17 protein-coding genes are annotated in these 16,937 nt (G+C 62.4%); 4 read left to right on the top strand and 13 right to left on the bottom strand.

The window, feature by feature from the left end; genetic code table 11:
* Positions 1–31 precede the first annotated feature (31 nt).
* From SB765_RS10740 to SB765_RS10705, 8 genes are all read right to left on the bottom strand, one after another.
* Complete coding sequence (locus SB765_RS10740) at positions 32–286, bottom strand: YkgJ family cysteine cluster protein (RefSeq protein WP_009684718.1); 255 nt, start codon at positions 284–286, stop codon at positions 32–34.
* Between the two features lie 129 nt (positions 287–415).
* Positions 416–892, bottom strand: coding sequence for a hypothetical protein (locus SB765_RS10735; protein ID WP_341796339.1), 477 nt, complete (start codon positions 890–892; stop codon positions 416–418).
* A gap of 64 nt (positions 893–956) precedes the next feature.
* Entirely contained in the window at positions 957–2,399 is a 1,443-nt protein-coding gene (locus SB765_RS10730; protein ID WP_016498688.1) for a PLP-dependent aminotransferase family protein, read from the bottom strand.
* Between the two features lie 279 nt (positions 2,400–2,678).
* Positions 2,679–3,491, bottom strand: a complete 813-nt coding sequence (locus tag SB765_RS10725; RefSeq protein WP_410931304.1) for an OmpA family protein — start codon at positions 3,489–3,491, stop codon at positions 2,679–2,681.
* Positions 3,488–3,841: a DUF4398 domain-containing protein gene (locus SB765_RS10720; protein WP_049275988.1), complete on the bottom strand. Its 354-nt coding sequence runs from the start codon at positions 3,839–3,841 to the stop codon at positions 3,488–3,490. Before SB765_RS10720 ends, SB765_RS10725 begins: the two co-directional genes overlap by 4 nt.
* A gap of 9 nt (positions 3,842–3,850) precedes the next feature.
* Positions 3,851–4,672 carry a substrate-binding periplasmic protein gene (locus SB765_RS10715; RefSeq protein WP_410931303.1) on the bottom strand — a complete coding sequence of 274 codons (822 nt, stop codon included), beginning with the start codon at positions 4,670–4,672 and terminating at the stop codon, positions 3,851–3,853.
* A 75-nt stretch (positions 4,673–4,747) separates the two neighbouring features.
* Positions 4,748–5,677 (bottom strand): electron transfer flavoprotein subunit alpha/FixB family protein, encoded by a 930-nt coding sequence (locus tag SB765_RS10710; RefSeq protein WP_028613362.1) that lies wholly within the window; start codon positions 5,675–5,677, stop codon positions 4,748–4,750.
* Positions 5,678–6,427: an electron transfer flavoprotein subunit beta/FixA family protein gene (locus SB765_RS10705; protein ID WP_016498683.1), complete on the bottom strand. Its 750-nt coding sequence runs from the start codon at positions 6,425–6,427 to the stop codon at positions 5,678–5,680.
* Between the two features lie 532 nt (positions 6,428–6,959).
* Here SB765_RS10705 and SB765_RS10700 point away from each other — a divergent pair.
* The gene (locus SB765_RS10700; protein WP_080642769.1) at positions 6,960–8,642 is read left to right on the top strand and encodes an electron transfer flavoprotein-ubiquinone oxidoreductase; all 1,683 of its coding nucleotides are present in this window, start codon (positions 6,960–6,962) and stop codon (positions 8,640–8,642) included.
* Between the two features lie 70 nt (positions 8,643–8,712).
* Here SB765_RS10700 and SB765_RS10695 read toward each other — a convergent pair whose 3' ends face one another.
* From SB765_RS10695 to SB765_RS10675, 5 genes are all read right to left on the bottom strand, one after another.
* Positions 8,713–9,114 carry a type II TA system antitoxin MqsA family protein gene (locus SB765_RS10695; protein WP_341796342.1) on the bottom strand — a complete coding sequence of 134 codons (402 nt, stop codon included), beginning with the start codon at positions 9,112–9,114 and terminating at the stop codon, positions 8,713–8,715.
* A 2-nt stretch (positions 9,115–9,116) separates the two neighbouring features.
* Positions 9,117–9,413, bottom strand: coding sequence for a type II toxin-antitoxin system MqsR family toxin (locus SB765_RS10690; RefSeq protein ID WP_341796343.1), 297 nt, complete (start codon positions 9,411–9,413; stop codon positions 9,117–9,119).
* Positions 9,414–9,507: 94 nt separating this feature from the next.
* Positions 9,508–10,833: an MFS transporter gene (locus SB765_RS10685; RefSeq protein ID WP_410910003.1), complete on the bottom strand. Its 1,326-nt coding sequence runs from the start codon at positions 10,831–10,833 to the stop codon at positions 9,508–9,510.
* Positions 10,834–10,906: 73 nt separating this feature from the next.
* Positions 10,907–11,386, bottom strand: coding sequence for a histidine kinase (locus SB765_RS10680; protein WP_341796345.1), 480 nt, complete (start codon positions 11,384–11,386; stop codon positions 10,907–10,909).
* Positions 11,387–11,554: 168 nt separating this feature from the next.
* Positions 11,555–12,031 (bottom strand): sigma-70 family RNA polymerase sigma factor, encoded by a 477-nt coding sequence (locus SB765_RS10675; protein WP_016498679.1) that lies wholly within the window; start codon positions 12,029–12,031, stop codon positions 11,555–11,557.
* Positions 12,032–12,270: 239 nt separating this feature from the next.
* Here SB765_RS10675 and SB765_RS10670 point away from each other — a divergent pair, with 239 nt between their 5' ends.
* From SB765_RS10670 to SB765_RS10660, 3 genes are read left to right on the top strand one after another with little or no spacing between them, the layout of a single operon-like run.
* Positions 12,271–13,443, top strand: a complete 1,173-nt coding sequence (locus SB765_RS10670) for an efflux RND transporter periplasmic adaptor subunit (RefSeq protein ID WP_341796346.1) — start codon at positions 12,271–12,273, stop codon at positions 13,441–13,443.
* Positions 13,444–15,408, top strand: a complete 1,965-nt coding sequence (locus SB765_RS10665; RefSeq protein ID WP_410931302.1) for a MacB family efflux pump subunit — start codon at positions 13,444–13,446, stop codon at positions 15,406–15,408.
* A 3-nt stretch (positions 15,409–15,411) separates the two neighbouring features.
* Positions 15,412–16,827 carry an efflux transporter outer membrane subunit gene (locus SB765_RS10660; RefSeq protein WP_341796348.1) on the top strand — a complete coding sequence of 472 codons (1,416 nt, stop codon included), beginning with the start codon at positions 15,412–15,414 and terminating at the stop codon, positions 16,825–16,827.
* The last annotated feature ends 110 nt before the right edge of the window (positions 16,828–16,937 follow it).

Raw genomic sequence — 16,937 nt, 5'->3', positions numbered from 1 at the left:
TGTTTATCCTTGTTGTCGAAGATCCAGCCTGTCACGCCGCCGTCATCTGCTCCCACCAGCCAAGAATCCTGATTGCCTCGTCACGATCACTGCCGCACACCTCGACATCCGCCTTGAAGCCGCCACATACCGCCGGCCGCTCGGGCTTGCCGAACAGGTCGCAGAGGTTGGCAGCCGTCAGGTGCAGGCAGCGCTCGCCAGCCGGCTTGCCATTGGGCATGCGCGGCATCGCAGAAGTGATGGACGGGGCGATGCAGCAGGCACCACAGCCCTCACGGCAATTCATGGTCATTCACCAAAATCAGGACTCCCTGGAACAAAACGGGACGAACGTCCCTGGATAGTAACCGCTCAAACAGGCGTTTGAAATTACTGGCACGATGAAATTTGCCGTGACCCGGCAGTCAGTTCCCGGCTACTGGCGATACTCGAAATCGATGGCTGCCCCTTCCACGTCATGACGGCTGTCATTACGCAACTGCAGCTGCATTTCGTTATTGATCAACCGGCCATTGAGCTGGAACGGGCTGTCGCTGGTTTCCGGCTTTTCGGTAAACATGGGCGGCAGCAAAGGTTTGCGCCGCTGGATGGGCGACGGGGTACCCACATTCGGCTCCAGATTGTCGACCATATCGACAGGCAGGCTGAGGTCCAGCTTTGCCTTGGGCAATGGTTTGGCGACCGCTTTGCTGACCGGCTTGTGCGCCTTGTTCTTGCTGCCAGCCTTTTTCACCACCTGCTTCTGCGCAGGCTTGCCTGGCGCCTTTTTTTGCACATTTTTGCCCTGGGCTGCCTGCGCCTGGCTTGCCGGCTGCGCAGCCAAGGCTGGACTGCCCGGGTAGCAGAGCGGTGCAAGGCACAAGATCAAGGCAAAACGGCGCAAAGCTTTCATGGCAAATGGACAGACTGGCAAGAAAGGTGCGTATGCTCCATGTTCCACGGGCGGCTGGCAAGCCTTACAAAAGTGTGAGCGCAGGCTCCCTGCACAACTGCTGAGCCAGCAAACCCAGCGTAATCACTGCCCGCTCGGCCTCTTTGTTCCACGGGATGCCACAATTAAGGCGGATGCAGTGGTTGAACTGTTCCGTGTTACTGAATATTAACCCCGGCGCGATACTGATGCCTTGCTCCAGCGCCCGCACATGCAGCTCCTGGGTATTGACCCGCCCCGGCAGGCTTATCCAGAGGATGAAACCGCCCGTGGGCCGGGTCATCTGGGTACCCTCGGGGAAGTGCTGCTGCACCGCCAACTGGTAGGCACTGAGGTTCTTGCGATACTCCTGGCGGATGTAGCGCAGGTGCCGGTCGTAACCGCCATTTTCCAGATAGGCCGCCACCCCCATCTGCGTCACGCTACAGGCCGAATGGGTGGTGAAGGTCTGCAGGCGCTGAATTTCGTCCTGATAGCGCCCGGCGATCATCCAGCCAACGCGCACACCGGGGGACAGGGTCTTGGAGAAGCTTGAACAGTAGATCACCCGGTCCAGGCGGTCGAATGCCTTCAGCGCTTTGGTCTTGCCTTGCTCGAACATCAACTCGCCATAGATGTCGTCCTCGATAATCTGAATATCGAAGTCTGACGCCAGGCGCAGCAATTGCTTTTGCCGCTCCTCAGGGACCGTGCCACCCAGCGGATTGCTCAGGCGCGCCGTCAGTACCAAGGCCTTGATCGACCACTGGTTAGCCGCCAGCTGCAAGGCTTCAAGGCTGATACCCGTGGATGGATCGCTGGGGATTTCGATCACTTTCAGGCCGAGCAAATCGGCCAGTTGCAGCAACCCGTAATAGGTCGGCGACTCGGCAGCGATCAGATCGCCCGGGCGGGTCAACACGCGCAGGGACATTTGCAGGGCATCGACGCAGCCATGGGTCACGATCACTTCACGCGGGTCGACCAGCACGCCGGCATCGCGCATGCGAATGGCGATCTGCCGGCGCAGTGGCTCGAAACCGGGGCTGAACATGTAGCTGAAGGCACGCGGGCTGTGAAAGCGGGTGACCTTGGCAATTTGCTGATGCAGGGCACGCACTGGCAGGTAGTCGACATGCGGCACCGCGGCGCCGAACGGGAACACGCCATCACGGCGCGCCTCGGTCAGCACTTGCTGGATGATGCTGGCACGGGTGACCAGGCCTGGGCGCTCCACCCGGGCAATGTCCGGGGTTTGCGCGGTCAGGGCCGGCGTCTGGTGCACGTAGTAGCCAGATTGTGGCCGCGCGCGGATCAACCCTTGGTCTTCGAGGTTGGCATAGGCCTGCAGCACCGTGGCATGGCTGACATTGAGCTGGGCACTCATCTTGCGCACGGAGGGTACCCGCTCGCCTGGCTGGTAGACACCGCGACGGATGTCATCGGCCAGTTGCTGGGCGATACGCTGGTACAGCAGCAGGTTGGTCATGGCGGCGGCTCGTTGTTCTTATACGGCTCAGTGACGGTAGAGGATACCGTAACAGTTGCAAAGTGTACTGGGACAGTATGCAACATAGTCGACAATACAATAGCGTGATAGCTATCGAAACGACTAAGCCGACAAAAAGCGGGGCCGCATGGCGGCCCTTTCGCGGCACAAGGCCGCTCCTACAGGTTCTGCACATGTCTTGGGCTTGACACTACCCTGTGGGAGCGGCTTTAGCCGCGAACACCGGCAAAGCCGGTGCCGTCCTCCGCACGCCAGCGATCAGCGCGCAGGCGCGAGCCTGCCCTTGTCGTCGGAGAACACGATCTCCACGCGGCGGTTCTGCGCCCTGCCCCGCTCAGAGGCGTTGGCCTCGATCGGGTACTGGTCGCCATAGCCCTCGACCTGCAGGCGCTTTTCGTCGATACCAAGGTCCACCAGCATGTCGGCCACGGCCTGCGCCCGGTCGCGGGACAGTTTCAGGTTGTCCTCGGACGCGCCAGTGCTGTCGGTATAGCCCTCGATACGCACTACCCGCCGCGGGTTGAGCTGAAGGAACTGCACAAGCTTGAGCACGGTACGGCTGGCCGAATTCTTCAGCTCGGCACGGCCAGTATCAAACAGCACGTCACCCAGGGTCATCACCAGGCCACGATCAGTCTGCTCCGAAGCCAGCGCAGCGATCTGCGACTCGACCCACTTGCCCTGCTGCTGCACGCTGGCCAGCTTGGCCTCGCGCAACGCCAACTGCAGGCGCTGACGCTCGAGGTCAAGCTTGGCCTGGCGCTCCTGGTTCAGCGCCAGCTTGGCATGCTCACTGGCAATTTCACTGTAGCGCTGGCTAAGGTAAGCGTAATGACGCACATCGGAACCGGTGCCGATATAGCTGGACAGGCGCTCGGCACGGGCCAGCGACTCACCTGCACGGATCACGTCACGTGGCGCACTGCGCAGCACATCGGAATCATCCTTGACCTTGGCGAAGGTGGCACTGGCTTCATCCAGCGCAGCAGAGCTGCGCTGGCTGGCACAACCTTGCAAGCCTGCTGCCAGCGCCAGCAACACCAGCGCGGCCAATGGGGTACGGCGCATCATGGCTGCACCTCCAGTTGCTTGCGCAAGCGCTTGACCCGCGACTGCAGCAGTTGCAGTTGCTCTTCGCTTTTCTGGTTCAGCACCTGGGCCTCGGCCAGGCGGGCATCAAGTTCGGCCTGCTCGGCGCGCATGCGCGCATCACGGTAGTCCTGGGTCAGCATGTTGGCCTTGGCCCGGGCCAGCTTGTCTTCAGCCATCTGCAGCGTTTCGACCTGCTCGGTGGCACCTACGGCCCTGGCCTGCTCCAGTGCCTGCTCGGAAATGCGCATCTGCTCGTCAGGGGCCGGATCATTGGCGCAGCCAGCCAGGCCGAGCACGGCCAAGGCAAGGATTAGTGGTTGGGTTCTCACGCAATCTTCCTAGTGTTTGGGGGCGTCCGCTGGCACCTGCAACTGCGCTTTCCAGCGCTCGACATTACGTTGCAGGACCGCCTCGGACGCACCGGAGATCGGCAATTCTGTCAGTTTTTTTGCCAATTGCCCACGCAACCAGCTGTCATTGCATGCCGAGTTGTGCGACAGGGCCAAGTACAGGCCTGGCCGGTCCACCGGCAGGCCGCGGGCGACCAGGTCATTGTTCATGCCCAGGCTCTGGGCCATGGCCATGCCCGAATAGCGACCAGCGAGCACATAGTCCACCTGGCCAAGCACCAGTTTCTGGAACGCCTGGGTCAGGTTCTGCGCCGGCACCAGCTTCAGCTGGGCCTTGGCAAACGCGGTAAAGGCCGGGGTCAGGCGCGCGCGTTCGGACAAGCTACCCTGGTACTGTGCCAGGTCCGCCGGGCCATCGAAGGTCAGCGTGGCATCGTGGCGTGTCCACACCAGGTATTCGTTGAGTTGAAGGGGTGGGTGGATGTAGTCCAGCGCGGTCAGTTGCTCCACCTGCATCGGCGTATCGAGCAGCAGGTCCATACGCCCGCTGCGCACTTCCTCCAGGGCCTGGTCGCGACGGCCTGCACTCAGCACCTCCACCTTCACCCCCAGCTCGCCAGCCACCTGGCGCAGAAGGTCGACGTTGGCGCCTATCAGGTGTTTCGGGTCTTTCGGGTCCTGCCACGAATAAGGCGGCGCATCAGGGCTGCCGGTTGCCACCAGGCGCTCGCACTTGCCTGCCGCCATGGCCAGCGGCGAAGCCAACGCCACCATGCATGCCAGCACCCTGCCCGTTCCGCGCAACGTCATCCCTCACTCCTCAACCCATAAAAAAACCCGACCCTCAATGCGAGGGCCGGGTTCTTTATAAGTGAAGCAGGCGGATCAGACCAGCTTTTCCAGCTCCGGAACCGCTTCGAACAGGTCAGCGACCAGGCCGTAGTCGGCCACCTGGAAGATCGGCGCTTCTTCGTCCTTGTTGATCGCAACGATCACTTTGGAGTCTTTCATGCCGGCCAGGTGCTGGATCGCGCCGGAGATACCGACGGCGATGTACAGCTGTGGCGCAACGATCTTGCCGGTCTGGCCGACCTGCATGTCGTTCGGCACGAAGCCGGCGTCGACCGCAGCGCGTGAGGCACCGACAGCAGCACCGAGCTTGTCGGCCAGGCTGTACAGATGCTTGAAGTTGTCACCGTTGCCCATGCCGCGGCCGCCGGAAACGACGATCTTGGCAGCGGTCAGCTCTGGGCGGTCGGACTTGGCCAGCTCTTCACCGACAAAGGCCGAGATACCGGCGTTGTGCGCGGCACTCACCGCTTCAACAGCAGCCGAGCCACCTTCGGCAGCGACTGGGTCGAAGCCGGTGGTACGCACGGTGATGACCTTGATCGAAGCGCTCGATTGCACGGTGGCAATGGCGTTACCGGCATAGATCGGGCGCTTGAAGGTGTCGGCGGACTCGACCGAGATGATCTCGGAGATCTGGTCCACGTCCAGCAGCGCGGCAACGCGCGGCAGGATGTTCTTGCCGTTGGTGGTGGCCGGGGCCAGCACGTGGCTGTAACCCTTGGCCAGCTCGACGATCAGCGGCGCGACGTTTTCCGGCAAGGCGTGGGCGTAGGCGGCGTTATCGGCAACCAGGACCTTGGCCACACCAGCGATCTTGGCAGCGGATTCAGCAACGCCACCGACGTTCTGGCCTGCGACCAGCACGTGCACATCACCACCGATCTTGGCGGCTGCGGCGACAGTGTTCAGGGTGGCCGGGGCAACGGCGCCGGCTTCGTATTCAGCGACAACCAGGATAGTCATTTAGATTACCTTCGCTTCGTTCTTCAGCTTCTCGACCAGTTCGGCCACCGACTTGACCTTGATGCCAGCGCTGCGGGCAGCCGGCGCTTCAACTTTCAGGGTTTTGTTGGTGGAGGCGAGGGAAACGCCCAGCGCGTCTGGAGTAACGGTCTCCAGCGGCTTCTTCTTGGCCTTCATGATGTTCGGCAGCGACGCATAGCGTGGCTCGTTCAGGCGCAGGTCGGTGGTGACGATGGCTGGCAGGTTCAGCGATACGGTCTGCAGGCCGCCATCGATTTCACGGGTGACGTTCAGCTTGTCGCCGGCGACTTCCACCTTGGAGGCGAAGGTGCCCTGGGCGTAGCCGGTCAGCGCAGCCAGCATCTGGCCAGTCTGGTTGTTGTCGCTGTCGATGGCCTGCTTGCCAAGGATGACCAGCTGCGGCTGCTCTTTGTCGACAACGGCTTTCAGCGCCTTGGCCACCGCCAGGGAGTTCAGCTCGTCAGCGGCTTCTACCAGGATGGCACGGTCGGCACCCAGGGCCAGGGCGGTACGCAGTTGCTCCTGGGCAGTGGTCGGGCCGACGGAAACGACGACGATCTCGGTCGCAACGCCTTTTTCCTTCAAGCGTACGGCCTCTTCCACGGCGATTTCGCAGAAGGGGTTCATGGACATCTTGACGTTAGCAAGGTCGACGCCGGAGTTGTCCGCCTTGACGCGAACCTTGACGTTGTAGTCGACCACTCGTTTGACAGCTACAAGAACCTTCATGGATTCCTCGTTACTCTCCGGTGAATAGATAGTCGCCTGGGGCTGAGCCCGGCGATGCGCGTGGGTACAAGGGCACCTCTAAAAACGTACCGGGAGCCAGTATCTTCACTGTGACCGAACAGTCTTGTCCGGACTCTTGCGACAAATACTCACGGGTCATTTTCTGTCGTGGCGTGTAAACTCCACTACAAACCGGCCCAAGGCCGCAAAACCCTGCTCCACACCTGGTCTTTAGAGGTGTACCTGCGCCCGGCTGCAAGCCTACGGCGAACGTAAAACCGCTCGTATCTTGACCGTAACACCCCATCCGGTCAATACGGCAAATCGGTCACCCTCCAGCCGTGTTCCTTTGATTTTACTGGCCTGCGGCAAATTCAAACAAACGTTTGTATTGGACCCGCCAAGTGGTGTAGATATAATGCGCGGCCAAGACAAAACGGTGTAGTCCGTCATTTGCGCAGCTACAGTTTCGCTCCCGTGATGAGCTACTGCGCGCAAACACCCATAAGACAAAGCAACAGCACGAGCCTTGATGAGTAGGAGAGAACCAGTGGAACGCGAATACATGGAATTCGACGTGGTCATCGTCGGCGCCGGCCCGGCAGGCCTGTCCGCCGCCTGCCGCCTGAAGCAGAAGGCCGCCGAAGCCGGTAGCGAAATCAGCGTCTGCGTGGTGGAAAAAGGCTCTGAAGTCGGCGCCCACATCCTCTCCGGCGCGGTGTTCGAACCCCGCGCCCTGAACGAACTCTTCCCCGACTGGAAAGAGCTCGGCGCACCGCTGAACACCGAAGTGAAGCGCGACGACATCTATGTGCTCAAGGATGCCGGCAGCGCCACCAAGGTGCCGGACCTGTTCGTGCCCAAGACCATGCACAACCATGGCAACTACATTATCTCGCTGGGCAACCTGTGCCGCTGGCTGGCCCAGCAGGCAGAGAACCTGGGCGTGGAAATCTACCCGGGCTTCGCCGCCCAGGAAGCGCTGTTCGACGACAACGGCGTGGTCCGCGGCATCGTCACCGGCGACCTGGGTGTCGACCGCGAAGGCAACCCGAAGGAAGGCCTGTACACCCCGGGCATGGAACTGCGTGCCAAGTACACCCTGTTTGCCGAAGGCTGCCGTGGCCACATCGGCAAGCAGCTGATCAAGCGCTTCAACCTCGACAGCGAGTCCGATGTCCAGCATTACGGCATCGGCCTGAAAGAAATCTGGGAGATCGACCCGGCCAAGCACGAGCAGGGGCTGGTGGTGCACACCGCCGGCTGGCCGCTGGACGTGGTAGCCAAGGACAACACCGGTGGCTCGTTCCTCTATCACCTGGAAAACAACCAGGTGGTGGTCGGCCTGATCGTCGACCTGTCCTACGCCAACCCGTACCTGTCGCCGTTCGACGAATTCCAGCGCCTGAAGCACCACCCGGTGATGAAGCAGTACCTCGAAGGCGGCAAGCGCATCAGCTATGGCGCCCGCGCCATCTGCAAAGGCGGCCTGAACTCGCTGCCGAAGATGGTGTTCAACGGTGGCGCATTGATCGGTTGCGACCTGGGCACCCTGAACTTCTCCAAGATCAAGGGCAGCCACACCGCGATGAAATCGGGCATGCTCGCGGCCGAAGCAGTAGCGGACGCATTGATCGCTGGCAGCGAGGGCGGCGATGCGCTGAACACTTACGTTGACGCCTTCAAGGCCAGCTGGCTGCACGAAGAACTGTTCGCCAGCCGTAACTTCGGCCCTGCGCTGCACAAGTTCGGCCCACTGTTTGGTGGTGCATTCAACTACGTCGACCAGAACTGGTTCGGCGGCAAGCTGCCGTTCACCCTGCACGACACCAAGCCGGACTACGCCTGCCTCAAGCTGGCTGCCGACTCGAAAAAGATCGACTACCCGAAGCCGGACGGCAAGCTGAGCTTCGACAAGCTCAGCTCGGTATTCCTCTCCAGTACCAACCATGAAGAGGAACAACCCTGCCACCTGAAGCTGACCGACCCGAGTATCCCGATCGCCAGCAACTTGCCGCTGTACGACGAGCCGGCCCAGCGCTACTGCCCGGCGGGCGTGTACGAAGTGGTCACCCAGGAAGACGGCAACAAGCGCTTCCAGATCAACGCGCAGAACTGTGTGCACTGCAAGACCTGCGACATCAAGGACCCGGCCCAGAACATCACCTGGGTCACCCCTGAAGGCGCTGGCGGGCCGAACTACCCGAACATGTAAGGCCTCTGCCCTGGCGGCAACAAAAAGCCCCCGGTTCTCACGAGCCGGGGGCTTTTTGTTACCGCCAAAATCAGGCAGTACGCACTTCCTCGAAGAGCTCTGGATGGCGATCCAGCAGCTTGAGCAGTTTCACCAATGCCACGGGTGGTGTGGTCTTGCCATTTTCATAACGGGAGAACGCGTTGACGCCACCACCGAAAATTTCCCCCGCTTCACGCTGGTCGAGATCGAACTTCCGGCGCATTGAAGCAATGAAGGAAGGATCCACAACAGTTGCGTTGACTTGGCGCTCGAATGCCGTCATCAGGTTACTGACACGCATGGCCTCATCGTGACTAAGTACACATTCACCACATGCGGAACAGTAATCGCCACTTACGTCAGGGATGACGGTTGCCCCTCCTTTATAGCTATAGGGCATGCCTTGAACATCAGGTGCAAGCTCCGCACCGCCGCATATTGGACATCTCATGGTTACAACCCCTTGAAAGACACGATGAGCACGTCGTCTACCACGGACACTTTCAGATAAACGTACCCAATTGCTGTAAGCGGACGATAGACGTCCTGCCAAACCCGATGATCCATATGGCTGGTCATGCTCTTGTAAAAATCAGTGCGCTCCAAACTGGAGATCACTTCAAGCATGCCCGGATAATCCATTCCCAGCGCTTTGGCGCCTCTCAGTGCAGCGCTTGTAGGGCTGATGCGCCTTGCAGCAGCCAAGACTTTTACCCGTTCCAGCGGACAGTGAGGCGTTCTCTTTTCCATGAGAAATTAACCTTCCAGGTTAAATTTGGCCAATAGGTTATTCCAATAACCCCCGCCCGGAAGTCTGCCTCAGCGCCTCGATAGCGTTACCCTCTCATTTGTCACCACACATGATCGGCATCGGCTCCGCAGTAAACGTCAATGGCTCGCGGCGCCCGAAATACAGGGCCGTCAGCAGCCCCACCATACCCATGATCAGACAAAACCCGACACACACCCACGGGCTCCACGGCATCAGCGCGATCAATGCCAGCGGCGTGGTACTGGCCCACAGTGCGTAGGCCACGTTATAGGTGAAGGAAATGCCCGAAACCCGGATCTCGGCGGGGAACAACCCGACCATCACCGACGGCACCACCCCCACCACGCCGCAGGACAGCCCTGCCAGCGCGTAGGCCAGCCAGGTCATGCCCCACTGCCCATTCAGGCTGGCGTACAACGCGCCGATGCCCAGCGGCAGCAGCACGCTGTAAAGCATCAGCGCACGCCAGGCGCCCACGCGGTCAACCAGCAGGCCGGCGAGTACGCAGCCGATATTGAGGAAGACGATGCCCACACTGCTCAGGGCAAAGGTGTGCCCGGCGCTCATGCCGAAGCGCTGCTGCATCACCGTCGGGGTTATCACCACCAGCACCACCACGGCAGAGGTCAACACGCAAGTCAGCAGCGCCGCCGGAATCAGCGCACGGCGGTGCTCGCCCAGTACCCGCCGCAGGGGGAACTTCACCGGCTGTTCCTGACGTGCGCGCAAGGCAAGAAACACCGGTGTTTCGCTCAGCCAGCGACGTAGCCACACGCCAATCACGCCAAACACCCCACCCAACAGGAACGGGTAACGCCAGGCGTAGTCGAGGATCTCCTGCGGTGTGAATACTTGCGCCAGCAAGGTCGCGGTCAGCGCCCCCAGCAGGTAGCCGAAGGTCAGCCCGGCCTGCAGGAAGCCCAAGGCATAACCGCGTCGGCCGGCTGGCGCGTGCTCGGCAACGAAGGTCCAGGCACTCGGCACCTCGCCCCCCACCGCCGCACCCTGGAAGATACGCAGCGCCAGCAGAATCAGCGGCGCGGCATAGCCGATGTCGGCATAGGTCGGCATCACGCCGATCAGCAGGCACGGCAGGGCCATCATCAGGATGCTAAGGCTGAACACACGTTTACGCCCCAGGTGGTCCGCAAAGTGCGCCATCAGGATGCCGCCCAGCGGCCGCGCCAGGTAACCGGTGACGAAGATGCCGAAGCTTTGCAGCAGGCGCAGCCACTCGGGCATTTCGGGCGGGAAGAACAGCTGGCTGAGGGTCAGCGCAAAGAACACGAAAATGATGAAGTCGTAGATTTCCAGCGCGCCACCCAGTGCCGCCAGGCCCAGGGTCCGGTGATCGCCGCGGCTGAACCGGGGCGGGCGAGCGGTATCGATGGCAGTCATGGCAGGGGTCCGCAAATCGGCAAAGGGCAAGAGGATAACAAATAGCTGCCCCGTTGCCCTGCACGCTGCGCCGCTAGCGGTTGAACACCGTGTGCGCGAAGTTGGCCCGCGGCCGTGGCCGCGCCACGGTAGCCGGCATGCTGCCCGGCAGCGGCAACTTGCCGACCACCAGCGGCGCGTCGATGATCGCCATGAATGACTCCAGCGCCTCGTTATCAGGCACCTGCGGGAGGCTCAGGCTGACCGCCTGGCGTTCGGCCTGCGGTACTGAAGGCACTTTCAACTGACTGGAGTGGTAAAGCAGGGCGTGCTGGATCTGCGTGCTGACGCGGCAGAAGCGCGCCAGGTCGACCCCGGCATGATTGGCCAGTTCGATATTGCCCAGCAGCAGATGAAAAGGCTGCAAGGCGCACTGAACAAGGCGCTGGAGCTCCTCGAAGCTCTCCACGGGGGCGATCCGGTAATAGCCCAGCCCATTGAGCAACCGCTCCAGCTGCAGGCGCTGGCACGGGTGTGCGTCGGCGATGAGGATGCGCAGGGTCTTGTTTGCCATGGTGGGACCTGGGCAGTTGGGTAATGGGTACGCTCCATGACCATACTGCGCCAGTACCGGCTACTGCCATGGCCAAGCCTGGCAGCGGTCTTCTTTGATAGAAGTCGGGAAACCCGCATAAATCAAGTGATTGACTGACGGAATTTGCATTTGCCTTTAAGCCGGCCTTCACGATTCCCACTCGCGCATGCGTAGCCGGCAGTGCTTCATCGCATTGACGATGTGTTTCTCCACCATGCTGCGGGATATGCCCAGGTGCTCGGCAATCTGCGGGTGCGACAGGCCATCGAGCTTGCGCAGCAGGAAGCAGTCGCGACACACCTTGCTCAGCTCATCCAGTGCACGCTGCATCAACGCCAGCCGCTGATCAAGCTGCAAGTCATGGGCCGGCGCCGCCGTGTGCCAGCGCTCGTCGCTATCCAGTACTTCCAGCGGCTCGGCTTGGCGCACCTGGTATCGCCTGTGGCGGTCAACCACCAGATTGAGCGCCGTGCGGTAGAGGAAGGCGCGTGGGTGCTCGATACGCTCGGCGTCGGTGCGCTCCAGCACCCGCAGGTAAGCATCGTGCGCCACATCCTCGGCGGCCTGACGACTGCCCAGGCGTGCGGAGAGGAAACCCACCAGTTCGCGATAGTAATGTTCCACGACGATACCTGAGATGTCCTGCCAGCTTTTGCCAGAAAGCCCTTTCAGGCAGCAATGCAGGACCGAGTGATGTCAACGTGCGATCTTACAAATTATAATTATTCTCAGCAACAAGCGCGGCTGGCCACGTGTTAGCCCGCACCCCTGCTAAATCCCCCGCTACCGCTTTCGTCTATCTGGCACCCGGTCCGCGCCCGCCACTTGATGCGCGTCCCCACACCCCTTGGCTGGATGTCTGCATGAGACCTTTAACCAACACCCGTCGCCGTGCCCTGCTCACTGGCCTGGGCTTGCTCGGCCTAGGCAGCCTGCTGGCCTTGAAGGCCCTGCCCTACGGCGCCCAGCCGTTGAGCACGGTCGCCGTGACCCGCACTGATATCGAGAGCAGCGTTACCGCGCTGGGTACTTTGCAACCGAGACGTTACGTGGATGTTGGCGCCCAGGCCTCCGGCCAGATCCACAAGCTGCACGTTGAAGTTGGCGACACCGTGCGCAAGGGCCAACTGCTGGTCGAGATCGACCCCTCCACCCAGCAAGCGCGTCTGGATGCCGGGCGCTTCTCTATCGACAACCTCAAGGCCCAGTTGGCCGAACAGCGCGCGCAATACCTGCTGGCCCAGCAGCAGCTCAAGCGCCAGCGCGACTTGGCCGCCGCTGGCGCCACCCGCGATGAAGACGTGCAAACCGCCTTCGCGCAGATGAAGGTCACCCAGGCGCGCATCGACATGTTCCTGGCGCAGATCCGCCAGGCCCAGGCCAGCCTGCGAAGCGACGAAGCCGAATTGGGCTACACGCGCATCTACGCCCCCATGGACGGCACGGTGGTGGCGGTTGATGCCCGCGAAGGGCAAACCCTCAACGCCCAGCAGCAAACCCCGTTGATCCTGCGCATCGCCAGGCTCTCGCCGATGACCGTGTGGGCACAGGTGTCGGAGGCCGACATTGGCAAGGTCAAACCAGGCATGACCGCCTATTTCACCACCCTGGCAGGCGGCAAGCGCCGCTGGACCAGCACCGTGCGGCAAGTGCTGCCAATCCCGCCCAAACCACTGGAACAGGCCAGCCAGGGCGGCGGCAGCCCGGCCAGCGTCAGCAATGGCAGTGCCGGCAGCCAGGTTGTGCAATACAGCGTGCTGCTGGATGTCGACAACCCGGACGGCGCGCTGATGGCCGAGATGACCACGCAGGTGTTCTTCGTCGCTGGCAAGGCCAGCCAGGTGCTGACGGTACCGCTGGCTGCGCTGGATGACGGTGACGGCCTGCGCCTGGCGCACGTGCTGACTGGGGACGGCAAGGTGGAACAGCGTCAGGTACGCACCGGGCTCAGTGACCGGCTGCGGGTACAGGTGCTGGACGGCCTCAACGAAGGCGAGCGCCTGGTCATCGGCGCCCCCGCCGTGAGCGGAGGCTGAATGAGCACACCTTTGATCGAGCTGATCGACATCCGCAAGTCCTATGGCGGTGTGGGTACCCCCAAAGTCGATATCCTCCATGGCATCAGCCTCAGCATCCACCCCGGCGAGTTCGTCGCCATCGTCGGAGCCTCAGGCTCGGGCAAGTCGACCTTGATGAACATCCTTGGTTGCCTCGACCGCCCAACCTCTGGCAGCTACCGCTTTGCCGGCAAAGATGTGGCCGAACTGGATAGCGATGAACTGGCCTGGTTGCGCCGCGAAGCATTTGGCTTCGTGTTCCAGGGCTACCACCTGATCCCCTCGGGCTCGGCCCAGGAAAACGTCGAGATGCCGGCCATCTATGCCGGCATTGACGCCAGCGAACGCCACGCCCGCGCCAGCGCCCTGCTCGGCCGTCTGGGCCTGGCCAGCCGCACCGGCAACCGCCCGCACCAGCTGTCCGGCGGGCAGCAGCAAAGGGTTTCGATTGCTCGCGCACTGATGAACGGCGGCCATATCATCCTCGCCGACGAGCCCACCGGCGCCCTCGACAGCCACAGCGGCACCGAGGTGATGGCACTGCTCGACGAACTGGCCAGCCAGGGCCATGTGATCATCCTGATTACCCATGATCGCGAAGTGGCCGCGCGGGCGCAGCGGGTGATCGAGATCCGCGACGGTCTGATCATAGGTGACTCGGCCGGCGAACAGCCGGCGATCGACCAAGGCCAAGGCCTGCAAGCCGAACAGTTGCGCCAGCGCCTGGACCGCGGCGCTACCCTGCGCGGGGCATGGAAGGGTGAACTGCTCGAAGCCCTGCAAGCAGCCTGGCGGGTCATGTGGGTCAACCGCTTCCGCACCGCCCTGACTCTGCTGGGTATCGTCATCGGCGTGGCCTCGGTGGTGGTGATGCTGGCCGTGGGCGAAGGCAGCAAGCGTCAGGTCATGGCTCAGATGGCCGCCTTCGGCTCCAACATCCTCTACCTCAATGGCAAGCCGGCGACGCTTGGCGAGCCTGCCGGCACCATCACCCTTGATGATGTGGCAGCCATTGGCGAACTGCCGCAGGTCAAGCATGTGATGCCGGTGATTGGCGAAAAACTGATGGTGCGCCATGGCAACAACAGTCAGACATTCTACGTAGGCGGCAATAACACCTTTTTCCCGGAGATCTTCAACTGGCCGGCGGCCCAAGGCAGCTTCTACAGCGAAAGCGACGAAGCCAATGCGGCCGCCGTGGCCGTGATCGGCCAGAAAGTGCGGGAGAAAATGCTCGACCCAGGGCGCGATCCGCTGGGGCAGTACATCCTGATCGGCAATGTGCCCTTCCAGGTGATCGGCATCCTGGCTGGCAAAGGCGCAAGCTCCGGCGACCAGGACAGCGATGGGCGCATCGCCGTGCCCTACTCTGCCGCCGCCATCCGCCTGTTCGGCCAGCGCGACCCGGACTACATCGCCGTCGCTGCCCTTGATTCTACCCGGGTCAACCAGGCCGAAGCAGCCATCGACCAGCTGTTGCGCCAACGCCACAATGGCCGCCAGGACTTCGAGCTGACCAATGACGCGGCACTGATCCAGGCCGAAGCACGCACGCAGAACAGCCTGTCGCTGATGCTGGGGGCGATCGCCGCGATCTCGCTGCTGGTAGGCGGCATCGGCGTAATGAACATCATGCTGATGACCGTGCGCGAGCGTACCCGGGAAATCGGTATCCGCATGGCCACCGGCGCGCGACAGCGCGACATTCTGCGCCAGTTCCTCAGCGAAGCGGTAATGCTGTCGATGGTCGGCGGCCTGGCTGGCATCGTACTGGCCCTGGCCATTGGCGGCGGCCTGATGCTGGCCGAGGTGGCAGTAGCCTTTGCCCTGCCAGCCATGCTCGGTGCCTTTGCCTGCGCCGTCGTCACCGGCATCGTGTTCGGCTTCATGCCCGCGCGCAAGGCCGCCCGCCTCGATCCGGTCAAAGCCCTTACCAGCGAATAGCCCATGACATTGCCTAGCCGCATCAGCCTGTTGACGTTGTGCCTGCCCCTTTGTGCAACCATTGCCGCCTGCAGCACTCCCCCCACGCCTACCAGTGGAATCGTCGCGCCACCTGCCTGGCAAGGCGATGCCGCAGCGCCTTCGGCCCACCTGCCCGCAGCACAGTGGTGGCACAGCTTCGCCAGTCGCGAGCTGGACCGCCTGGTACAGCACGCCTTGGTCAACGCCCACGATCTGGCTGCTGCCACGGCGCGCGTCCGCCAGGCCCAGGCCCGCGCGCTCATTGCAGGCGCACCCTTGTTGCCAGAACTGCAACTGGACCTGAACGGCAGCCGCCAGCGCCTGCTGCATGGCGAAGGCAATGACCAGTTGGACGTAAGCCGTAACGCGCCCACCAGCACATCGTTCGACGCGCAGCTCAGCGCCCGCTACGAAATCGACTTCTGGGGTGGCCTGCGGGCAACGCGCGACAACGCCCTGCGCAGCCTCGACGCCAGCCGCTTCGACCGCCAGACGGTGGAGCTGACCTTGGTCAGCGCAGTCGCCGACAGTTACCTGCAGGGCCTGGCCCTGGAAGAGCAGCTGCGCATTGCCCGCCTCAACCTGCGCAATGCCCAGGACGTGCTAGGCCTGGTAGAGACGCGCCAGCGTAGCGGCTCCGCCACGCGTCTGGAACTGGCCCAGCAGCGCAGTCTGGTGGCCACCCAGCAACGCCAGCTGCCATTGCTGGAGCAGAAATGGCAAGACAGCCGGGTTACGCTGGCAACCCTGCTCGGCGACCCCGTGCAGTCGCTGCCCGCCAGCCCGGAAGCGATCGATGCGTTGCAATGGCCGACCATTGGCAGCGGTCTACCCAGCGAACTGCTCACACGCCGCCCGGACATTGCCGCAGCAGAAGCGCGGCTGGCTGCAGCCAGCGCCAATGTGCAGGTCGCCCGCGCCGCCATGCTCCCCAAGCTGACCCTAGGGGCCAATCTGGGCGCTGGCGCCAATACCTTTGCCCACTTGTTCGACAGCTCGTACTACACCCTCACCAGCGGCCTGGTCGCGCCGATTTTCAACAACGGCCGACTACGCGCTGCCCGAGAGCTGGCCGAGGCTGAACAGGAAGAATTGCTGGAGGCCTACCGCAGCAGCATCCTGGCGGGCTTTGCCGATGTCGAGAAAGCGCTCAATGCGATCCACGGTGTGGACCAGCAGCGGCAATGGCAGGATGAAGAGGTGCAGCAGGCACGACTGGCATTCGACCTTGCTCAGCAGCGTTACGGCGCGGGGGCCGAGACCTTGTTGAGCGTGCTTGAAACCCAGCGCACATTGTATGTGGCGCAGGACCAGCAGGCGCAACTGCGCCTGGCCCGCCTGCAGGCTAGCGTGGCGTTGTACAAAGCATTGGGTGGGGGGTGGCAGGTCGAACGTTAGTCCGAGTCTTCTTCGGGGGCTGCTGCGCAGCCCAATCGCGACGCATGGCCGCACCCACATTGACCGCGCAAGATTCAAGCCGTGCGCCGACCTGCGGGAGCGGCCTTGTG

This window comes from Pseudomonas sp. SIMBA_067 (genome assembly GCF_046534675.1).
Taxonomy (GTDB): Bacteria; Pseudomonadota; Gammaproteobacteria; order Pseudomonadales; family Pseudomonadaceae; genus Aquipseudomonas; species Aquipseudomonas putida.
This window is presented reverse-complemented; position numbering and strand designations above follow the sequence as displayed.